Here is a 20,244-nt window from a genome sequence, read left to right on the forward strand (position 1 = left end):
CCAGGGACAGGTTCTCCATGTGAGACCCTGTCCCGTTTTTGTTTCAAGTTTCAACAGCGACAACTTGGAAGTTGGAACTTGAAACCTGAAACTATTGGAACAACCGTTTCAATCGTCACACCTTCGTTGCGTTTCCGCATCATCCGAGGTTGCATTTTCGCATCATCGGCGTCAGTTGCGTGCTAGGGTTCCTCGGACGAGGTCTGGATGGCCTCCTTCCCCGATCGACTCCCCGCATGCGTCTGATTCAAGCCGATGTTCGCTGTCTACCCACACTCAAGCCCCCGCGCGATGGCCGTCGATGCTTGCGCACGGACCGCGGTGACGGCGTCAACTCGTGCGAGTCGCTGGGTGTTGGTGGTGATCTTGGTTCTTGTTCAATTGGCCGGCTGCTCGCGACTTCGACTTCCCGCAATTGACCCGACGGGGCAACGGATTTTCAATCCTCTACCGGCGACGACATCGATCGCGTTGCCCGGGTCGGCTGGTGAAGGTCGGCTGGGGAATTGTTTTCGAAAGCTCGGTGACCCGCTGAATGTCCGTCCGTTTTCGCTGCCCGAGCCCGCGTTTCCTGAGCCGGCCGACCCGCCCGCTTGCCTGACACCGGTGCCAAACACACCCGCGGCACCACTGACGTCCGTCGGCGGTGCGCCCAGCGGACCTTGTGTGCCGAGCGCCCCCTGCACGGAGGACTGCAAGCATGGTCCGCCGGCGATTCTGTACGGCAACGAGTGCCAAATGAAAGAGCTCTGCCGGTTGCCCAAACGCGGCAAACGAGGCTGCATCCTGCTCTCGCCGCAAAAGATCGTCGCACCGGTCGGTGGCGAGGTTCTTTTGTTGTCGGGAATCTGCGGCGACCAGGGCTACCTGCAAGTCGGCGAGCCGTTGGAGTGGATGTTGACGCCGGAAAGCGTCGGCACGTTTATCCAAGTCGGTGACGATGACCCGGGCGTGATGCATCGTTTGGCGCGGATCAAAAAAGCGTCCAAACAAGATCCCTCCTACGCGTTCGGCGTGACCAGCACCAAACGCGTCAAGATCACGCGCGGAAACCTGAACCCCAACGACGACGTGCAACTGGAAAAAGGGCAAACATGGATCAGCGTCAGCAGCCCCAGTGAAGGGACCAGCAAGGTTACCGTGCTGGCACCCGAGAGTGAGTGTTGGGATCAACGAAAAGCGACCGCGACGATCTACTGGGTCGATGCGGCACGCCAGTTCCCGGGAACCCAGATCGTACCGGCGGGAACCCCAGTCACGTTGACGACGCGGGTCACGCGATCCGAAGGCATGTTGCCGGCTCGGGGATGGAAGGTCTACTACGAAATCATGCAGCCCGAACTCGGTTCGTTCGCTTCGACCGGGGCGTCCTTCGTCGAAGCCACCGTCGATGGCGAAGGCAACGCGACCGTTCAGTTGATCCCAACGCCGGGCACCTCGGGCACTGCAGCGATTGCCATGCGCGTGATTCGGCCCGGCGGTGAAACCGACAACATGCCGCCGCTGACGTTGTTCACCGGCGAGACGTTTGTCACGTGGAGTGCCCCTCAATTGGCGATCCGTGCCGGTGCACCCTCGATCGCGTCCTTCGGTATCCCCTTCGAAGCCGCCGCGGCGGTGTCCAACCCCGGCGACCAAGCGGCCACCAACGTGCGTGTGGTCATGCAGATTCCGCCGGGCGTTCAAGCATCCAGCACCGATTCATTCGCACAGAACCTGCCGAACGCAATTGTCTGGGAGATCGGTGAATTGCCGGCCCAGCAGGAATTGGATCTGTTGCTCAATGTCACCACCGAATCTTCGATGGTATTGAACTTCGAAGCCCGCGCGGATGGACCATTGGTGGCGACCACCTCGGTCACGGTGGACGTGTTCCGACCGTCGTTGGTGTTGAGTGTTGCACCCGAAAAAGACCGTTACGAGGTCGGCGAAGAGGTGACGTTTAATATTGACGTCCGAAACACCGGTGATCGACCGCTCACGAATCTGCAATTGATCGCCAATGGCGACGATTCGATGCTGCACACGCCCAGCAACTTACGACGTGTGGTTAAACCCAAACAGGATCCCAACACGCAAGAAGACATTCCGCTACAGCCCGGTGAAACCTGGCCCGTTGCCGTCACCTTCATTGCCACCGATCCCGGGCGACGTTGCATCCAGCTGGAAGCGACCGCTGATGCCGGCCAACGTGCGACGACCGAGTCCTGCGTGACGGTGGTCAACCAGCCACCGCCGACACCTGCGGTCAGCGCGACGCTCTCCGGACGCAGCAGGACCTCGGTCGGTAACGAAACACTGTTCCGCGGCGTTATCGTCAACACCGGCAGCGTTCCGCTGGACAACGTGAAGGTCACGATGGCCTATGATCCGCAATTGAGCCCACTCGGGGCGACCGATCAATACTTGTCCGATTCGCGATCCGGCCAGTACATGATCGAGTGGGTGATCCCGCGTATGGAACCCGAAACCAGCGAAACCTTGGAAGCCAATTTCCAGGTCATCGGAACCAACCCGCGAAGCACCGTCGTGTTGGCCGTTGAATCACAACAAGGCGCCCGAGCGAGCGAACAGTTGCAGTTCGAAATCTTGCCCGCCGCGGTCCGACAACCCGCCCCAGCACCGGCGCCCCCGAACAACCTGCCGCCGGCCACGGCGCCACCGATGATTCCCGATCGGCAACCTGTGCCAGCACCTGATCAGGGGCCGGCACCGAGTCCGACGCCTCGCCAGCCGGCCGAGCCGCAAGCATTAGGATTGACGATCACCGGCCCTAATGCGGCAGTGTTCGTCAATCAACCGATCCGCTACGACTTGAAGGTCACCAACCCGTCGTCACAACCTGACGGCAATGTCAGCATCCGGTTTAATCTGCCCGAAGGGGTCGATGTGATTCGGGTCACGCAACCCCTGAGTCCTGAATTGGGCGAGTTCAGTCCCAACGGCGGCTACATCTACTTGAAAGACATCGGAACGCTCAGACCGTTTGAATCGATCGACTACCTGATCCTGTTGACTTGCAATCAACCGAAAACGTTCACGATCACTGCCGAAGCGGTCAGCCGAGGCAAACCGCTGGGGGCACGGTCCGAAGTGACGACACAGGTGTTTAGCGATCAGTGAGGCCCCCTGCCAGCACGACGCGTCAGCGAGTGGCTGACGATGGAAGCTTCATGCACCCGGGCCGCTCGCTGACCGGCCTGTTGATTTAGTCCGATCCTACGTGGGATTAGCCGTTTCGCGCGAGCGTACGGGCATTGAAACAGCAATAGTTTGCACCGGCGCCCGTAGGCTCGCGCCATACGGCTGATTCATTCAACAGGCCGTCACACTGCCCGCTGGCATCCGGTTCTACTTCAACTTTGCGGCGAAGTGCGGTCCGCCGTACAGAGCGGCGTCGCCGAGCATTTCTTCGATGCGTAGCAATTGGTTGTACTTCGCCATCCGATCGCTTCGGCTTGCCGAACCGGTTTTGATTTGACCGGTGCACAGTGCGACGGCCAGGTCGGCGATCGTGCTGTCTTCGGTTTCACCACTTCGGTGGCTGGTCACGGCGGTGTAACCGTGGCGTCCGGCCAATTGGATCGCATCGATCGTTTCGGTCAGCGAGCCGATTTGGTTGACCTTGATCAAGATGCTGTTGGCGATTCCTTCGTCGATCCCTTTTTGCAGACGCGTGACGTTGGTGACGAACAAGTCATCACCGACCAGTTGGACGCGATCACCGACGCGCTCGGTCAGTTTCTTCCAAGTGTCCCAATCGTCTTCGTCGCAACCGTCTTCGATGCTGCAGATCGGATACTTTTCGCACCAGTCGGCCAGGAAGTCGACCATTTCGTCGCCCGACAACTGCTTGCCGTCGATCGAGTACTTCTTTGATTCACGATCGTAGAATTCGGTCGATGCGGCATCCAACGCGATCCAAACCTGCTCGCCGGCTTTGTAGCCCGCTTGGTCGATCGCTTGCATGATGACGTCTAGGGCTTCCTGGTTGCTCTTCAAGTCCGGCGCGAAGCCGCCTTCGTCACCCACGGCGGTGTTGTAGCCCTTGCTGCTGAGCACCTTTTTCAGGTTGTGGAAAATCTCGGTTCCGCAACGCAGGGCGTCGCTGAATCGTTCGAATCCCAGCGGCATGACCATGAATTCTTGGATGTCGACGGAGTTGTCAGCGTGCTCACCACCATTGATGATGTTCATCATCGGGGCGGGCAACAAGCGAGCACCGACGCCACCGAGGTAGCGGAACAGGGGTTGCCCGGTCGAAGCGGCGGCGGCGTGTGCGGTGGCCAGCGAGACGCCCAGGATGGCGTTGGCACCCAGGTTGCTCTTGTTCTCGGTGCCGTCCAGAGCCAACATCGTGGCGTCGATTTCCGCTTGGTCCAGCGCGTCCATGCCTTGCAGGGCTTGGCCGATTTTCTCGTTGACGTTGTTGACGGCAGTTTGGACACCTTTGCCCATGAAAACCGACTTGTCGCCGTCACGCAGTTCCCAAGCTTCGTGGGCACCGGTGCTGGCACCACTCGGGACGGCCGCTCGGCCGTGGGCGCCGTCTTCCAGCAGAACTTCGCATTCGACGGTCGGATTGCCGCGGCTGTCCAGGATTTGGCGTGCGTGAATCGCTTCGATCAGGGTCATCGGGGACCTCTCAAGGGTGTTGGGGGTGTGGCGGGGAAGTGTTTTGTTGTCGACGAGCGCGTGCCATCGCTTGTCCATTTGGGCGGCATTCTGTCCAATGCAGGTCAAAGTGGCTACCCGCCAACCGTTTTTGACGCATTTTCCGCCGTTCTGCTAACTGCAATGTTCACTGGTCTGGTCGAAACAATGGGCGAGATTGTCGAAATCGTCGACGATCCGCCCGGAAAACGCCTCCGAGTCCGATCCCCACTGGTTTTCAGCGACGCGGCGATCGGCGACAGCATCTGCATCAACGGGTGCTGCTTGACGGTCGTCACGCTCGATGGCGACGTGGCCGATTTCGAAGCCGGCCTAGAAACGCTGTCGCGGACCAATCTGGGCAATTTGGTCGCCGGTGATCGCGTCAATCTGGAACGCTCGCTGGCTGTCGGCAGCCGGATGGGCGGCCATTACGTCAGCGGCCATGTCGACACGCTGGGCGAATTGATCGAAAGAACCGAAGACCCGCCCTGGGCGAACCTGCGGTTCCGCATCCCGACACAGTACGCCAGCCAAGTCGCCAGCAAGGGCAGCATCGCGATAGACGGGATCAGTTTGACGGTGGTCGACGCCGACGACGATTCCTTTTCCGTCGCGTTGATCCCGCACACCCTGGCGATGACAACGCTGGGATTTCGCAACGTCGGGGACGCCGTGAATCTGGAAACCGATCTTCTGGCCAAGTACGTTCAACGCTCGCTGGGGTTACTCTCGGACGACCAGATTGACGACCCCAAGCTCAATTCGGACGCATGAATCAACCACGTCAAACAGCCAGCTATCTCTCCAAACGACTCACCGAAGCCGGCTTGCGGCCGGTGTCGAAGTACGGCCAGAACTTTCTGATCGATCTGAACCTGGTCGACTTGATCGCCAATTCGGCCGAACTGCGAAAAACCGACGTCGTCTTGGAAATCGGCACCGGCGTCGGATCGTTGACCTCGCGGCTGTCCGATGCCGCCGGGGCGGTCCTGTCGGTCGAAATCGACAAGAATCTGCACCAGCTAGCCAGTGAAGAGTTGGCCGGTCGCCCGAACGTCAAGTTGTTGCAAGGTGACGCGCTGCGGAACAAGAATTCGCTGCGAGCTGATTTGATCGAGTTGATCACCGAGGCGATGCAGCGGATCGGCAGCGAGGCACGGTTCTTGTTGGTCGCCAATTTGCCATACAACGTGGCCACCCCGATCATTTCCAATCTGCTGCACCAATCGCCCGCGCCCGATGTGATGGTCGTGACCATTCAGAAGGAGCTGGCCGAAAGGATCGTCGCCGAGCCGGGGACGAAAGACTACGGGGCGCTCAGCATTTGGATCCAGTCGTTGTGTCGTGCGGAAATCGTGCGGATCCTCGGTCCCAAAGTCTTTTGGCCGCGACCAAAAGTCGACTCCGCGGTGATCCGTTTGGACTTGGAGCCGCAGCGTCGCGATGCCATCGCCGACCTGGATTATTTTCATCAGACCGTGCGAGCGTTGTTTTTCCACCGCCGAAAATTCTTGCGCAGCAACGTCATCAGCGCGATGAAAAACCGTCTCAGCAAACCGCAAGTCGACGAGGTATTACAGTCGCTCGGTCACGGCGAAACCGTGCGGGCCGAAGAACTTTCCGTCCAGCAAATCCAACAACTCGTCGAAGCCCTCCGCATCGCCGAGGCTAACGCGGGTTAGGCCCAGCCAATGCCAGCACGACGCGTGAGCGAGTGGCCAGCGATGGTGTCTGCCATTAGGTGGGCCGCTCGCTTACCGGCCTGTTGATTTAATCAGCCGTTTGGCGCGAGCCTACGGGCGACAGTGCATTTTCTTGGTATTGGAGGCCCGTACGCTTGCGCGAAACGGCTGATCCCACGTGTGATCGAATTAAATCAACAGGCCGTTACGCTTCCCGCTGGCATGGGACACATGCCATTGCCAGCACGACGCGTGAGCGAGTGGCCAACGATGCTGTCTGCAATTAGACGGGCCGCTCGTCGCCCAACTTCAATCCTCCTCCCCTAAGCAATACAAGTACTCCTGGCGCCTTTCGCCGTCGTAATGCGCCACGCGCGTGTAGATGCGACTGTCACAGATCGTCGGTGTGGCGAACACGCTCTCGCCCAACTTGTTCTCGCCGATCTTCTCGAATCGTTCCGGGGCGGCTTTGAAAATGAACGTTTCGCCTTGTTCGTTGGTCGCGTAGATTCGGTCGCCCACGAGCACCGGTGAACTGCTGAAGTCTCCGCCCAGTCGTTTTTTCCATTGGGTTTCGCCGCTCGCGCTGTCTACACACTCCGCGATCCCGGCATCGAGTGTCATGTACAGGTAGCCGTCCTTGTGCAACATCGACGGAACATAGACGCGAGTGTTGGTCCGCCAGGCGACTTTGCCCGAACCATCGGCCACGATGGCCGAGATGTGATTGTCGGGATAGCCTCCGCTGGAAAACACATGCTTGCCGTCGGTCAGGGTTGTCGTCACGCATTCCGTCGTCGCCCCTTCGATCTCCCAGAGCGTGGCGCCGGTGGCGGGATCCAGGCTGGTGATCAGATCGCAACCGGTAAACACCAGTTGGTCTTTTCCGTCGACGGTCAGGATGGAAGGTGACGCATAGTTCGGTTTCGCAGGACGATCGCGCCGCCAAACAATTTCGCCCGAAACACGGTCCATCGCGACAATCGCTCCACCGCCCTTGTTGTCCGCCGAGCAAATCACCAATTCTTTGTAGATGGCAGGCGATGATCCATAACCCTGGTGAACGACGTAATCGCACAGGCGTTGTGTCCACACGATGGTGCCGCTTAAGTCCAGCGCGGTCGTGTAGATCGCTTCGTCATTGAAAAAGTTGATGAACAGTCGCTCGCCGTCGGTGGCAATCGTCGATGAAGCCGACGACGCCTTCTCGTTCGCCTTTCGTTTCCCCTTGGACTCGTACTCGCCTTGGTGCACGATCGCTTCCCACACGACCGATCCCGTTCGGCGGTCAAGGCAGAGCACGACTTGCACCTTTCGTGTGTCATCGGCGGTCGCCAAATAGACATGTCGGCCCAACAGCATCGGTGACCCGTGACCGCGGCCGGGGATCGCGGTTTTCCAAACCACGTTTTCGTTTTCACTCCATCGCGTCGGCGGGTGCTGGTCGGCCGACGCACGACCGTCGCGTTGCTGGCCTCGCCACCACGGCCAATCCGACGCCGGAAACGAAGGCGTTTGGGCGGACGCCGTGTTCATCGCGAGCGTGAACAGGACGGCGAGGAGGATCAAGGGCGTTCTCATTTTCGTTTCATTCGTTTCAAGGTGTGAACTTGTGCGTTGCTTATGAAGCGTTTAGCGCGCAGCGGACTCCGCCTGCGGCTTTTTGATTGAGTCAATGGTCCGAGGTCGATTTGATAATGCCAGCCCGACGCGTGAGCGAGGGGCACCGCGCGGCCCCTCGCTCACGCGTCGGGCTGGCATCAACAGGGATCTACCTTCTGGCGACGCCGGCTAAGCTCCCAACGCCTGTCGCAGCGCCGGTTCCATCGCATTGGCCTGGTTGAAAAAACCGAGATCCGATGGGTGTGAACCGTCCGTCGTGTCATCACGATTGTCCGCCAGCAGACTCTCGCCGTCGACGTAGAACAGACGTTCCGTTCCGGCGTCCAGCAGTCTGCGATAGGCCGCCTTGAATGCCTCACGACTGGTCTGGTTGCGTGTTTCCTGAGACTGCAATAACCACGAACCCGAATAAGACCGATCTTCGACCAACACGATCGGAACGTCCGGATGGGCGTCGCGAAGTTGTCGAACCATCGGCTCGGTCCGTTCGGTGATTTCAGCGGCGACCATGTTGGGCAAACAATCCAGCACATAAACCGACGGATCGAGTTCGACCAAGAACTGACCAACCTCTTTTTCAAGTTTGCCATTGCCGGAGAATCCCAGGTTGATCACCGGTCGATCAAGGCGACGACCCAGGATAGCCGGGTGGGGCATGCCGGGCCGCGATGCGCAGGCTCCGTGCGTGATCGAAGTGCCATAGAACACGATCGGCTTTTCCGTGCGTGGTGCGATCGGTTCAAATTGAGAGCTTGAATCGACACCGATCTGCAACGATTCCGTCCCGTTGTACAGCGGCAAATAGATCGAGTAATTCCGCATCCCCGGACGAAGCCCCTGGACCAGCGTCGTCTTCATGTGTTGCTTGTTGGGTTTACAGACGGCCACCCACTTCCAATTGCCTTGTTCGTCCTGGGCGTATAGATCCAGCCCGCTGACACCGGTTGCCGGCATATGGGGCATGGCAAGATTGGATGATGTCACCGCATGGTCGACTTGGATTTCCGTCGCATCGGTTCGAAATCGGACCATCATTCCGGCCGAATGTCGACTGAGATTCCAGACGGCGTTGCGGACGACGCCTTTGGCTCGGGCAGGCAAGCGATCAAAGTATTTTTCGGTGTCATCAAATCCGCGGCCTTCGATCCCCCAGTCACGGACATCGTGCCAATGGACTTGGGACGATTCGGCTGCTGCGGAGGAATCGGCGGCCAACGTCAGCCGTGGGGCGGCCGAAGTGGCAATCCCCGCAGCGGCGACAGAGAGAAAGTTGCGTCGAGAGAACGTCTGATTCATCGGGAGGAACTTTTTCGGTGGGGGAGTGGTTTTCTGGGGGGATGCCTATCATAGCCACCCTCTGCGTCGCCGTGTCGCCTCGCGAAACCGCCAACTGATCGGCTATAACGTCAGCGCGACGTACTCTCCCGTTGGTGTCTAGCCTTCAGGCGATCTCCCCAGGGCGGCGATGCCGCCCGCATCCAGGCGTTAGCCCAATGCCACCTACTTTTGATCACAAACTGAGCCGTAGGCGCTAGCCTCGGGCCTTACCTTCGATCCCAAACTGAGCCGTAGGCGCTAGCCTCGGGCCTTACAAGTCTCGAAGGGCAATCCAAGGCCCGCGGCTAGCGCCGTCGGCTCATTGAGTAGGTGGCATCCAGGCGTTAGCCGATGCTCAGCTACAAAGAATCGCCTAAAGGCTAGACACCAACGTTTGCCGAGCCCTAGTCAGGGGCCCGTGCGATTCGTCGCGCCGATGACTCGACCGCTATCCCAGTGAGTTCCAGGATGCCCGATGTTTCACTGCCGGCGATTTTTGCCGGAATCCCCCTCAAGAATCCGTCCCTGTTTCGTCGCATCTGCGTCCCGATCGGTGATCCGGCGGCCTGGATCGAAACACCGGATCATCGCGTCGCGATCGTTCGTGACATCGAAATGGACCGCGTCCGTGGCAGCAGCAACGCCGACCGCGTCGTTTGTCCGGCGGATTATGAACCGGCCGGCAAACTGGACGCCGACCGCGAAACCGCAACGGCGCAAGCGGTCGCGGAATACTGTCGGCGTGAAAACCTTGCTTCCGTTCGCGTCGACCGCACGTTGCCGTTCGTCTTTGCGTGGCACCTGCAGCAGGCCGGAATCGAATTGTCCTACGATTCGGATCTGGGTGTCATCGACCGACGTCAGAAGACCGAGCAGGAAATCTCCTGGCTGGCCGAAGCCCAGTCGGTGACCGAAACGGTGATGCGATTCATCTGTGAAACCATCGCGCGGTCAACCGTGGCTGCCGATGGGACGCTGGTGCACGACGGGGAGACGTTGACCAGCGAGCGAACGCGGGCGATGGCGGCCGCCGAGTTTCTGCGCCGCGACTATTCGATGTCGCACGGTGCCATTGTGGCGACCGCCCCCGACGTGGCCGACTGCCATCATGCCGGTACCGGAGCGCTTCGGACGGGCGTTCCGGTGATCGTCGACCTGTTTCCGATGAACAACCAAACGCGCTATTGGGGCGATTGCACGCGGACGGTCGTTCACGGCCAGCCGACAGAAATGGTGCGAAAGATGCACGCCGCCGTCGTCGCTGCGAAAGCCGCCGCCGTCAAGCAATTGCGCGTCGGACAGACGGCAGAGTCGGTGCACTTGGCCGCCGATCAGGCGTTGCTGGGCGCCGGGTTCGACTCTTCACGAGGAACCGTCTCGGACCAACCGACGATTCAACACGGCACCGGTCACGGGATCGGCTTGGACGTCCACGAGCCGATCCTGTTGGATCTCGGCGGCGGCCCGGTGTTGGAGCGTGAGGTGTTCACCGTCGAACCCGGGCTTTATGGACGCAGCGTCGGCGGTGTCCGCGTCGAAGACATGCTGGTCGTTCGCGACGGCGACGCCCAGAACCTGAACCAACTGCACGAAGGACTCGATTGGACATGACACAACCGAATCAAAATCAATCCGCGGTCGCCCGAATCGGAATCGTCACGGTGTCCGATCGCGCCAGCCGTGGCGAGTACGAAGACTTGGGCGGGCCGGCGATCGATGCCTACCTGAAAGAAATTTTGACCAGTCCGTGGACGCCGATCACGCGCGTGATCCCGGATGAGCGAGAGGCGATCGAGGCGACGCTGCGGCAGCTCTGCGAAGTCGAGCGTTGCTGTCTGGTGGTGACGACCGGAGGGACGGGGCCGTCGGCGCGCGACGTGACGCCGGAGGCGACCGAAGCGGTTTGCGACCGCATGATGCCCGGATTCGGCGAACTGATGCGTAAGGTTTCGCTGGAGAAGGTACCGACGGCCATTCTTTCCCGGCAAACCGCCGGCCTGCTCGGTGACAGCTTGATCATCAACCTGCCGGGTAAGCCCAAAGCCATCGCCGAATGCCTGGACGCCGTCTTCCCCGCCGTCCCCTACTGCATCGACCTGATGCACGGCCCGCGATTAGAAACCGATCCCGAACGCTTGGCGGCCTTTCGCCCGAAATCAAAATGACGCTCCGGAATCGCGCCGCGATTACTTGTATCGGTCGGATCTTAAGCTGGATTCGGCGTGCTCACGCCGTGGCGGTACGACGTTTTGCCGATTAGCCTGTAAATCACTTGCCACGCCCGCCGATTGTTGCGTTTTTTGCAATACTTCGGCTGTGCCAATGTCGCTCCTTTTTCACTGCGTTTGGCCAGACGGGCGAGCCCGGTCGAACCGCGAAAAATAGTCAAATCCAAGTCCTTTAAGTTGGCCATGAAGATGGACTCGACCAAGGACAAGATGTCACGGTTTGCAATTTCCGTGGATACGCTGTCTTTCCTTTGCCCCATCATGTAGGGAGCGCTGTCAATGTCGTCAAAGAAGATCACAGCACCTTTGTTCAAGTAAGGGTAATAGCCGTAAACTTCTTTGTAGACATGATCGGCAGTATGCAGCGAATCCACGTATAAGATGTCGATTCCTTCCTTCAGAATCCCAGCTGCTTCAAAAACTCGTTCGGTATCCGAGGAATCAGATTGCACAAAGGTCCACTGCCCCGACCGCGCCGCATTGGAACAATCGCGGACGTCCACTGACACTAGAGCCGAGTGCTCCTTGTCGGCAATCGCATTCAGAAACACCCTTGTGCTTTGGCCTTGATCAACGCCCAACTCAAGTATCGTAACGCGCTCTCTCTGCGCGGCGGCTTGATGGAGCTCCAACAGCTGTTGTGCAACAAAACGTTCCTCGCCAACCGCGTTTCTCGCAGACAGCAATTGTTCAACGTGTTCCTGGTATGGCATTTCGATCGCAACCCTCGCTAGGACATTTATTGCGTTTGAAAAATAGTGATACAGCCGTCTGGAGCGATGAATGATGACTGGAAACACGCTTCGGAAACCAATCGGTGTGCATCACCAGTCACGTAAATCTAGGTTCGCCAGAAGGGCGTGGCACGATCCGGCGCGCCTTTGACCGGCACGCAATCAATTTGACATTGACCTACGTTTTTTTGTTTTCGACGAGGCCTCGGTACAGCGAAGCATAGCGTCCGTAGATTGCGCCGTGGGAAAAAATTGATTCAGCGAGCCGCCGTCCGTTGCTGCCGAAGGAATCACGCCGTTCGGGATCGTTCAATAGTTCAAGGATCGATGTGACAAGTGATGGGTAATCACTCTGGGAAACAACGATGCCACACTCGTGACGTGACAGGATTTCATGAGCAGAACAGACATCGAATGAAACAACAGGGGTTGCGCAGGCGATTGCTTCGATCATGCATCTTGCAAGCCCTTCTTGACGCGTCGGTACGACGACCAAGTCAAGTGCTTGATACCACTTGGAGATCTCTGACGAATACCCCACAAAACTCAGTCGGTCTCGGAGCCCCTTCGCCTCTGACAATTCACGACACGCTCGGGCGTATTCATTCTGTTCTGGAACGAAATCACCGACGAAATGCACCTTGGCGTTGGGCAGGTGCTCCAAAAGTGGGCCTGCAGCCTGGTCGATGAAATCGAGTTGATTCTTCTTCTCCGAAAACGTTGCGACGTATCCAATCGCGATTTCACCGCTCGCGATCCCAAGTTCAGAACGTAAGTCTTGGCGATCCTCATCACATACCGGATGCATCACTTGGCCATCCACGATGCTGTAGATCACATCGATTCGGATTCCAGTGAACCGGAGAAATCCTTCTCCAACCAGATCTCGGTACGCGTCAGCCATCTCATTGGACAACACGAGCAATCGATTTACCAACAGGAGCTTTAACCGATACTTCCACACGATCGCTTTCCCCGTTGTCGATCGTGTGTCACGCAAGTTGAGAACCACCGGAACACGGCAAAGGTACGCCGCGGGCACGAAATGCCAAAACGGCGCGGGATCATTGCAATGCAAAACCTGGATTTTTCGTTTTCGAATCAGACGGAACGTCTGCCAATTCGTTCTCAAGTAGCTGAACAGCCGTCTCGCCTTGGCAATCCAACTGGACTTCCAAAATCCATCCCCGACTCGGTAGGGAAGCTCAAACACGTCGACATGCTTCCCTGATCGTCTCCAGCGTTCGTTCACCTCAGTTGATCGTTGCGTCACGACACAGCTGTTTTCGGGCAGCCGGTCAATGATCTGCGAGATGCTCTCCACGCCACCATTTGCGGCATTGGAAGTTTGGAAAATGGCGAACAAGACACTCGGCACTGAATGTTCCTGTTGCTGAGACGGTTGCCCGCTCAAGTCATTTCTTAAGGATGTCTCCCGATTCACTTCCATCCCGTCACTCACCAAGCCTCGCCCGGACGGTGCCCCGCGCGTTTCGAATTGGCGGTCTCAAGATAGACATCTCGAATCTGTCGGACCATCGTCTCGGAGCTGAACTTCTGGGTGATTCTCGCATATGCGGCGCGGCCCATTTTTTCTCGCAGCGTCGGGTCGGCCAAGAGAGTCGCAAGGGCGCCGGCGAGTTCGTCGATGTTGCCCGGGGGAACGAGGATTCCAGTGGTGCCATCGTCGACCACATCAGGAATTCCACCGACGTCGCTCGCGACGACCGGACGTCCCATCACCATCGCCTCGAGCAACACACGCCCCATGCCTTCGAAGTCGCTTGCCAAGATCGCGATATCGAACATCGCATTGAGATTTGGAATGTCGGACCGAAAACCCGTAAAGACGACATGGTCTTGCAACTTTAAATCGGAAGTTTGCGTTTCGAGTTCGTCGCGCAAATAGCCTTCCCCGACGATCACAAGCTTTGCACTCGGATAGGAACGGACGAGTTTGCTCAACGCGTTGATGGCAACTGCATGTCCTTTCCCATCCCATAGCTTCGCCACCAGTCCGATCACCAAGTCATCCTGTCGCAGACCGAGACTCTTCCGCAAATCCGTTTGATCACAGTCACATTTGAACTTGTCGATTTCAATCCCGCTATAGATCTTCGTGTACTGGTCTTCATGCCCGATTCCGACACGAAGCCCCCAGTCCTGCAGCGGTTGTGAGATCACGATCAGTCGATCGGTGACTTTGGCCGCCCAGCGTTCAAGATGGATAAAAAGTTTTCTGCGCCAAGGCGTTTCGGAAGAGTGGAAGGCGAACCCATGAATCGTATGAATGATGATTGGGGTACGGCAGATCCAGGCGGCCAGCCTGCCGAGTATTCCACCCTTGGAGTTGTGCGTGTGAACGAGATCATACTTGCCTCGTCGGATAATCTTGATCAATTCGATCAGAGCCCGCAGATCGTGGTAGGGGCTGATCGGTTGAACAAAGTGATCGACCGGGTGAAACGGGATTCCGGCGCGTTCAGCCAGTTCCCCAAGTTTTCCACCGGGCGCACAGGCGAATTCGATTTCGAACTCCGTCGGATCCATGCCCTCCATTGAGAGATAAGTGTTGATCCCGGATCCGCTGATCACGGACATCACATGAATATGAAGAACCTTGACTCGTCGATTCATTTCTTCCGGGCCTGCTTCGTCTCCTGATACACTTCTCTCATAAAGCGTTGACGTCGAGGTTCGATCTCCGATCTCAAAAATCGAGATGCTGTCGTGATGGCTTGCGTGGAAAGTCGCGCGAGTGTCTCTCGACTGCCGGAAATCTCTCGCAGTCGCGCTTTCAACGACGGAAGATCACCGGGACGCACCAGACACTCTGGGGGCACGGCTTCGGACATGCCCCCCACGTCAGATGAGATACACGGAAGACCGCGCGACATCGCCTCGGGGACCGTTCGCGCCAACCCTTCCTGTCGCGACGGGAGCACAAACAGATCTGCGGAATCCATCTCCGAAAACACAGGGTCTCCGAACGGCAGGGCACCGACAAATTTGACGCGGTCTCCCAAATTCATCTTGGCCGCAAGTGATTCAAGATCGCCACGGTATTGCCCGTCACCAACGATCTTCAGCGTCAGGTCCAGGCCTTCGTTGACCAATTCCCCGACGGCCTTGATCAGAACATCTTGCCCCTTGTACAGACGGTTCAGCGCGCCGACAAAGAGCAAACGGCAGGGGGCAACCGAAAACGATTCCGCCGAACGAGGCACCGAGACAACTTGTTCCAATTGCACGCTTGATGCATGAGTTGACAGCGTTCCAGGCTGCGGCGGATAGCGTTTTTGCAAGGCGAACTCCGTGACGTAACACGACGCCGCGGCGCGTGAACATATCTTGCGGAGTTGACCATAGAAGTAGCGGCGAAAGAACGGGCGAAACAGATTCGCCTCGGCGCCGGGTGCATAAACGTCCCACGGGTCGCCTACCACCTCCACCCCATAAGGACGATTTCGCTTGCAAAGTACGCCGGCCGCCGCGGTGGGGAGGATTTGTGGGACTCGCAGGATCACCGCCTCCGCTTCCTCAAGAGATGTCATCAGACTTCGGCGGATTGCACGGTAATTGACTACAAATCCTCGCGGACCTTCGTAGTACGGCACGGGCCGGAATCGTACCCGGTCGCTCTCAATCGGAGTCAGTTTGTCGGCAGTGGCCGCCGGACGAACGCGGCAGACCGCATCCACGGAATCAAAGACGGTCAGGTACCGTTGCCAAAACGTATCGCCGAACATGGTGTGGGCGCAGACACGCCCTCTGTCGTCGCAAACAAACTTGTGATCCAGAACGACCGTGACCTTCATTCGTTGCTCTAACCTTGTGCAGTGGTCGCATCGATGAATTCGGCGTATTGATCTGCGATCACACTTGTGTGAAACGACTGAGCCCTTTTGATGCCGTTCAGAGACAGTTCACGTCGCAGCTGTGGGGCGCGGATCACCTCGATGATTTGATCGGCCAATTGCTTGGGGCTGCGGGGAGGGACGAGAAGCCCACTGCAACCATGCGTGATGATTTCCGAAGGACCATAAGGGCAGTCCGTTGACACCACCGGGGTGCCCACACCCATCGCTTCGACGAGGACGTTTCCAAAGCCTTCCCACCAAGAGGACAATACAAACAAGTCTGCCGCCGCAAAGTGGTTTAACGGCTGCGTTTGAAAGCCCAAAAACTCGACGTCTTCAGCAATCCCCAATCGATTCGCCTGGGCGACCAGGGTATCGTGAAGCGGCCCCGTTCCCAGGATCTGCAAACTCGCCTTTTCGCGATCACGCACGATCCGAAACGCGTCCAACAGATCGCAAAACCCCTTCTGTTCGGTCAGCCTCCCACACGCGATGATCTTGAAGGTGTCCGACGAGCCTTGTTCGGCTGCCCCATTGGCCGCGGCGTCGTCCGATACGATCGCCTGTTCAAGCGGATCGATCGCGGCGTTGTAAATGGTTTGTGTCGTCGCGTTCAGCGACGGAAACCGTTGATGAAGGTTCTCTGCGACGCCGTTGGAAATCGCGATCACACCGTCCGCGTCCAAGATCGCATCACACACGCCCTGTCGGAATTTTCCTTGCATCATTCGGCTGCGTGAATCGAGGCTTTCGTCCAAGTTGTTCTGGATCGCGACCACGTGCTTGAACCGATGTGAACACCTCATGCGAGCCCGATAACAGGTATACGTGACCGGTGGCAGAAATGAGATGACGCAAGCCGGTGCAATCTGATCGATCAGCTTGGCGAGCGGAGACGTCGCTACGTGACAACCGGCAACCGTGGACAAGCGAACAAATACTGAACCGATGTGATGGAGATGAACGCCGCCGGCCAGACTCTGCTCGTAGCTTCCGCCGGCGCGGACCACTGCGACATGGATCTCGTATCGGTCAACAAGCGCGTTCGCCACCCGCACAAGATGCTTTTCGGCCCCCCCCCGACCCAACGTGACCGATAACAGTAATAGACGTTTCTTCGGAGAGGACATTGCTTCTCTGGCGGCGACCGCCCGAACCTTGACGATCGATAAACAGACGTATTCGGTAAGCTATTGGTAGCACAAGCCGCGTGGTCCCAAGGAACGCCGGCCGGTGCCCGTGAACCTACTGGGAAACACCTGCCTCGTAAACCCGCGGTCTCTCCAAGCCCGCGGCCCGGACGCCTTTCTGTCGAACAACGTGGATCTTCGTTTGACAAGGAAGGTGCGTTCATCATTGGATTGGTGCAAACGGCGGCATGACTGTCCGACAGGGATCGAGCGAGTCGGATCAAGAGGGCTGAAACGCGCAAGCGGCCAACAACTTTTCCGCCCGTGCCTCCCACGTATATGCCATGACGTCGCGGCGTGCCTGATCACCCAATCGCATCCGCAGTTGAGCATCTTGTTCCAGTCGCTTCAACTGGCTGACCCAGCGGTCGATATCGCCATACGGAGCGATCAGGCAATTGACGTCCGGACGTAAAACCTCTTGCAAGACCGGGAGATCGGAGGAGAGGATCGGACGTCCGGCCGCCATGTACTCAAACATCTTCATCGGCGAACACACCGCAGCGGTGTCTCCACGCCCCGACGTGCCAACTTTGTTCGCGTACGGCATCAACAAAATGTCTGCCGCTCGTAGATAGCCATAAACCTTTTTCGGCGGAACGAAACCTTCAAACCGCACGTTTTTCAGGTGCTGTACTTTTGAACGCCACTGCCGAATGTCCTCTTCTCGTCCTCCGATGACGTGGAATGCAATGGCCGGATTCCGAGATGCCATTTCAACAACGACCTCGATGCCTCGCCCCGGATACAGGTGTCCGGCGTAAACGGCCGTCAGGCCCTGTCCCTCGCCCACGCCGACCTCATTCTTTGCGTCAAGCTGCGACAACGAGGACGTCGCCAATCGCGCGTCCACCCCGTCCGCAGCGACGACGACCTCGCAACTCGAATGTGTCACGTCGGCCAAACGCTCTTTCAGTGCCTTGGTGATCGCAATCAGATACCGCAACTGTTTCTGCCGTGTCGCATGAAAAATGCATCGAGATTCCAGCGACCCGTCGATGGGAACCTCGTGCAATTCCAGAATGGTCGGCCTGCGGAACAGGGTGCTCAATCCCCATGCGGTCCAAGAAATTCGAGTGTGATACAGGTCCGCCCGCGTGTTCCGAATCGCGAACAGAGACAGAATGATCGCGTACCAAAACTTAAGTGGACGAAACGACCGAACCTTCACGATTTCGAATGTGCGAGGAACTCCATAAAACGCATGGACGTCTTCGACGTCTGCTTCAATCCCTTCTTGATGATCAGGGACGACCAATTGCACGTCGTGACCGAGCGTTGCGTAGGCATGACACATCTTCATGACGTGAACGCTATTGGCTGTTCGCGAAGGAATCATTGACGTCGCGATGTAGCAAATTTTAATCGTTGCCCCCCTCGTTGAGATTGCGGTTCCCGGCCCGATCCAATTGACGCCACCCCATCCAGATTTGCATCCAATGCACGTTTGTCATGAGTCCGGGTGCCTGGCACGCACGAGTTCTCCGAACGCGAAAAGGATGATCAGAGTTGGTACGACCACGTAGACCCAGCGACCGAACGAAAGTTCGGAGGGTTCGAGTCTGGTCACGGTCAGTAGATAGAGCATGCACGCGATCGCGGAATATCGAAAACGAATGTAGAACGTTCCGATCGAACAAAGGATGCGTCCCCAAACGAAGAAGACGATCGGAATCGCGACGATTCCGCCACTCCAATATGCCTCGCCGAGTGCGCCCATGGGAATCGCACCGCTTCCGTATCGTCCGTAAAACACCTCCGCACACTGCGTAGCAAGCCCCTTGGGCTTGTTCTTCCAGATTCGTCTGGGGATGAATCGATTGATGTAGCCGACATAATTCATCCCATATTTGAACGGGACGTACTTGGGCACTCGATAAACGATCAATGGAACGGGCGAGCCACCCCGTCGTTGCTGCAGGTCGCTCCAGGTTTTTTCCATCGCTTCACCGATGTCGTTGTCCTGAAACGCGCTGAAGTTTACCCGTCGCCTCCCGTCCCAGTTCGATCTTCGGTACTCCCCAAAGATTCCGATCGACAGGAACAGTAAGAACCAAATGATGCTCAGCCTGGCCAATGAAACGGTGCGCGTGCGAAGTACCCAACAAGCGACAATGATAATGACCGCCGAGACGATTGCCGATCGGCGCCCCGCGGTCAGGTAGTTGACGGCAATCGAGATCGCGGTGAGCGCCCAGAAAACCGGATTGAAACCGGGGTTCTTGCCGACCAACATCAAAAACGCCGGCGGCAAGACAATCAATCCACATAACGTCGCGTAAATTGACGCATTCGAAGCATCTTTCACCCAAACCTTGGCCGCATTCCCTCGGGTGATGTTTTTTAAGTGCGGATAAAGGCCACCCGATAGATCGATCAGCAGCCAGAATGCCACCAAACCGATGACCAGGGACGCGATGACGAAGTAGGTGACGATGTTCGGCCGATTTCGAAACTCGATAAAGTTCCAACGTATTCCCCTACCGGTGAAGAAACCGAAGTAGGTAAAGATTTGGGCAAGGATGTACAGTCCCGTCACCTTCATGTACATGATCGCCACCCCCTGGGCACTCATCGCCGGCAACCCGGGGATGTGGCGATATCCGATCGCGCTCTGGCTGAGGCTGGGGATCGTCCCCTTCAAAAACAAATAGGCAGCGATGACGTACAGCGGGTGCAATAGTCCCACGCCCGGCAACCGGTACCAGAGCGGAAGCGTTTGTATGGCCGTGTACAACGTGAACAGAAGCAAACGGGAGATCGGGTACGGGGCCGAGTCGCGGTCATTGAGCCCCACCCACCAGGCAAACGCAATCGCCATGACGATTGACAACCGAGCCAGCAACTGAACCGACTCGGAGATCTCGACGAACGGATTTTCATCGTCTTCGTCGGGGTTCGTAGCGATCGCTTGATGAACAGTCATTGAGGGATCATTTCTTGGGAAAGATCAA

At 57.7% G+C, this 20,244-nt stretch carries 15 protein-coding genes; 5 read left to right on the forward strand and 10 right to left on the reverse strand.

Translation table 11 applies throughout. The annotated features are described in order from the left end of the window. Window positions 1-321 precede the first annotated feature (321 nt). Complete coding sequence (locus tag Mal15_RS13285; RefSeq protein WP_167546783.1) at window positions 322-3,123, forward strand: DUF11 domain-containing protein; 2,802 nt, start codon at window positions 322-324, stop codon at window positions 3,121-3,123. A 228-nt stretch (window positions 3,124-3,351) separates the two neighbouring features. Here the strand turns inward: Mal15_RS13285 and eno are convergent, their stop codons facing one another. Continuing rightward, on the reverse strand, window positions 3,352-4,635 hold the full coding sequence (gene eno / locus Mal15_RS13290; protein WP_147868211.1) for a phosphopyruvate hydratase: 1,284 nt from the start codon (window positions 4,633-4,635) through the stop codon (window positions 3,352-3,354). A gap of 162 nt (window positions 4,636-4,797) precedes the next feature. On the opposite strand from eno, the gene Mal15_RS13295 reads away from it, so the two are divergent. Together Mal15_RS13295 and rsmA are read left to right on the forward strand one after the other, a co-directional pair. Then, window positions 4,798-5,430 carry a riboflavin synthase gene (locus tag Mal15_RS13295; protein ID WP_147868212.1) on the forward strand — a complete coding sequence of 211 codons (633 nt, stop codon included), beginning with the start codon at window positions 4,798-4,800 and terminating at the stop codon, window positions 5,428-5,430. Next, window positions 5,427-6,338: a 16S rRNA (adenine(1518)-N(6)/adenine(1519)-N(6))-dimethyltransferase RsmA gene (gene rsmA / locus Mal15_RS13300; RefSeq protein WP_147868213.1), complete on the forward strand. Its 912-nt coding sequence runs from the start codon at window positions 5,427-5,429 to the stop codon at window positions 6,336-6,338. The genes Mal15_RS13295 and rsmA overlap by 4 nt, the downstream gene beginning before the upstream one ends. Before the next feature lie 309 nt (window positions 6,339-6,647). Here the strand turns inward: rsmA and Mal15_RS13305 are convergent, their stop codons facing one another. After that, window positions 6,648-7,919: a PQQ-like beta-propeller repeat protein gene (locus Mal15_RS13305; protein ID WP_147868214.1), complete on the reverse strand. Its 1,272-nt coding sequence runs from the start codon at window positions 7,917-7,919 to the stop codon at window positions 6,648-6,650. 210 nt (window positions 7,920-8,129) lie between these two features. Continuing rightward, window positions 8,130-9,257 (reverse strand): SGNH/GDSL hydrolase family protein, encoded by a 1,128-nt coding sequence (locus Mal15_RS13310; RefSeq protein WP_147868215.1) that lies wholly within the window; start codon window positions 9,255-9,257, stop codon window positions 8,130-8,132. 489 nt (window positions 9,258-9,746) lie between these two features. On the opposite strand from Mal15_RS13310, the gene Mal15_RS13315 reads away from it, so the two are divergent. Together Mal15_RS13315 and mog are read left to right on the forward strand one after the other, a co-directional pair. Next, window positions 9,747-10,889, forward strand: coding sequence for a M24 family metallopeptidase (locus tag Mal15_RS13315; protein WP_147868216.1), 1,143 nt, complete (start codon window positions 9,747-9,749; stop codon window positions 10,887-10,889). Next, entirely contained in the window at window positions 10,886-11,443 is a 558-nt protein-coding gene (gene mog / locus Mal15_RS13320) for a molybdopterin adenylyltransferase (protein ID WP_147868217.1), read from the forward strand. Before Mal15_RS13315 ends, mog begins: the two co-directional genes overlap by 4 nt. Before the next feature lie 41 nt (window positions 11,444-11,484). Here mog and Mal15_RS13325 read toward each other — a convergent pair whose 3' ends face one another. From Mal15_RS13325 to Mal15_RS13355, 7 genes are all read right to left on the reverse strand, one after another. Beyond that, on the reverse strand, window positions 11,485-12,306 hold the full coding sequence (locus Mal15_RS13325; RefSeq protein ID WP_147868218.1) for a class I SAM-dependent methyltransferase: 822 nt from the start codon (window positions 12,304-12,306) through the stop codon (window positions 11,485-11,487). Between the two features lie 112 nt (window positions 12,307-12,418). Next, a complete protein-coding gene (locus Mal15_RS13330) occupies window positions 12,419-13,492 on the reverse strand; it encodes a glycosyltransferase family 4 protein (RefSeq protein WP_167546784.1) in 1,074 nt (357 codons plus the stop codon). A gap of 206 nt (window positions 13,493-13,698) precedes the next feature. Continuing rightward, window positions 13,699-14,877 (reverse strand): glycosyltransferase family 4 protein, encoded by a 1,179-nt coding sequence (locus Mal15_RS13335; protein ID WP_147868220.1) that lies wholly within the window; start codon window positions 14,875-14,877, stop codon window positions 13,699-13,701. Further along, window positions 14,874-16,058: a glycosyltransferase gene (locus Mal15_RS13340; protein WP_147868221.1), complete on the reverse strand. Its 1,185-nt coding sequence runs from the start codon at window positions 16,056-16,058 to the stop codon at window positions 14,874-14,876. The genes Mal15_RS13335 and Mal15_RS13340 overlap by 4 nt, the downstream gene beginning before the upstream one ends. Window positions 16,059-16,066: 8 nt before the next feature. Further along, complete coding sequence (locus tag Mal15_RS13345) at window positions 16,067-17,230, reverse strand: glycosyltransferase (protein WP_147868222.1); 1,164 nt, start codon at window positions 17,228-17,230, stop codon at window positions 16,067-16,069. 280 nt (window positions 17,231-17,510) lie between these two features. Beyond that, complete coding sequence (locus Mal15_RS13350; RefSeq protein ID WP_167546786.1) at window positions 17,511-18,593, reverse strand: glycosyltransferase; 1,083 nt, start codon at window positions 18,591-18,593, stop codon at window positions 17,511-17,513. Window positions 18,594-18,740: 147 nt separating this feature from the next. After that, complete coding sequence (locus tag Mal15_RS13355) at window positions 18,741-20,216, reverse strand: oligosaccharide repeat unit polymerase (protein WP_147868224.1); 1,476 nt, start codon at window positions 20,214-20,216, stop codon at window positions 18,741-18,743. Between the last annotated feature and the right edge of the window lie 28 nt (window positions 20,217-20,244).

Origin of the sequence: Stieleria maiorica, from assembly GCF_008035925.1 — a bacterium.
In the GTDB taxonomy this organism is placed as follows: domain Bacteria; phylum Planctomycetota; class Planctomycetia; order Pirellulales; family Pirellulaceae; genus Stieleria; species Stieleria maiorica.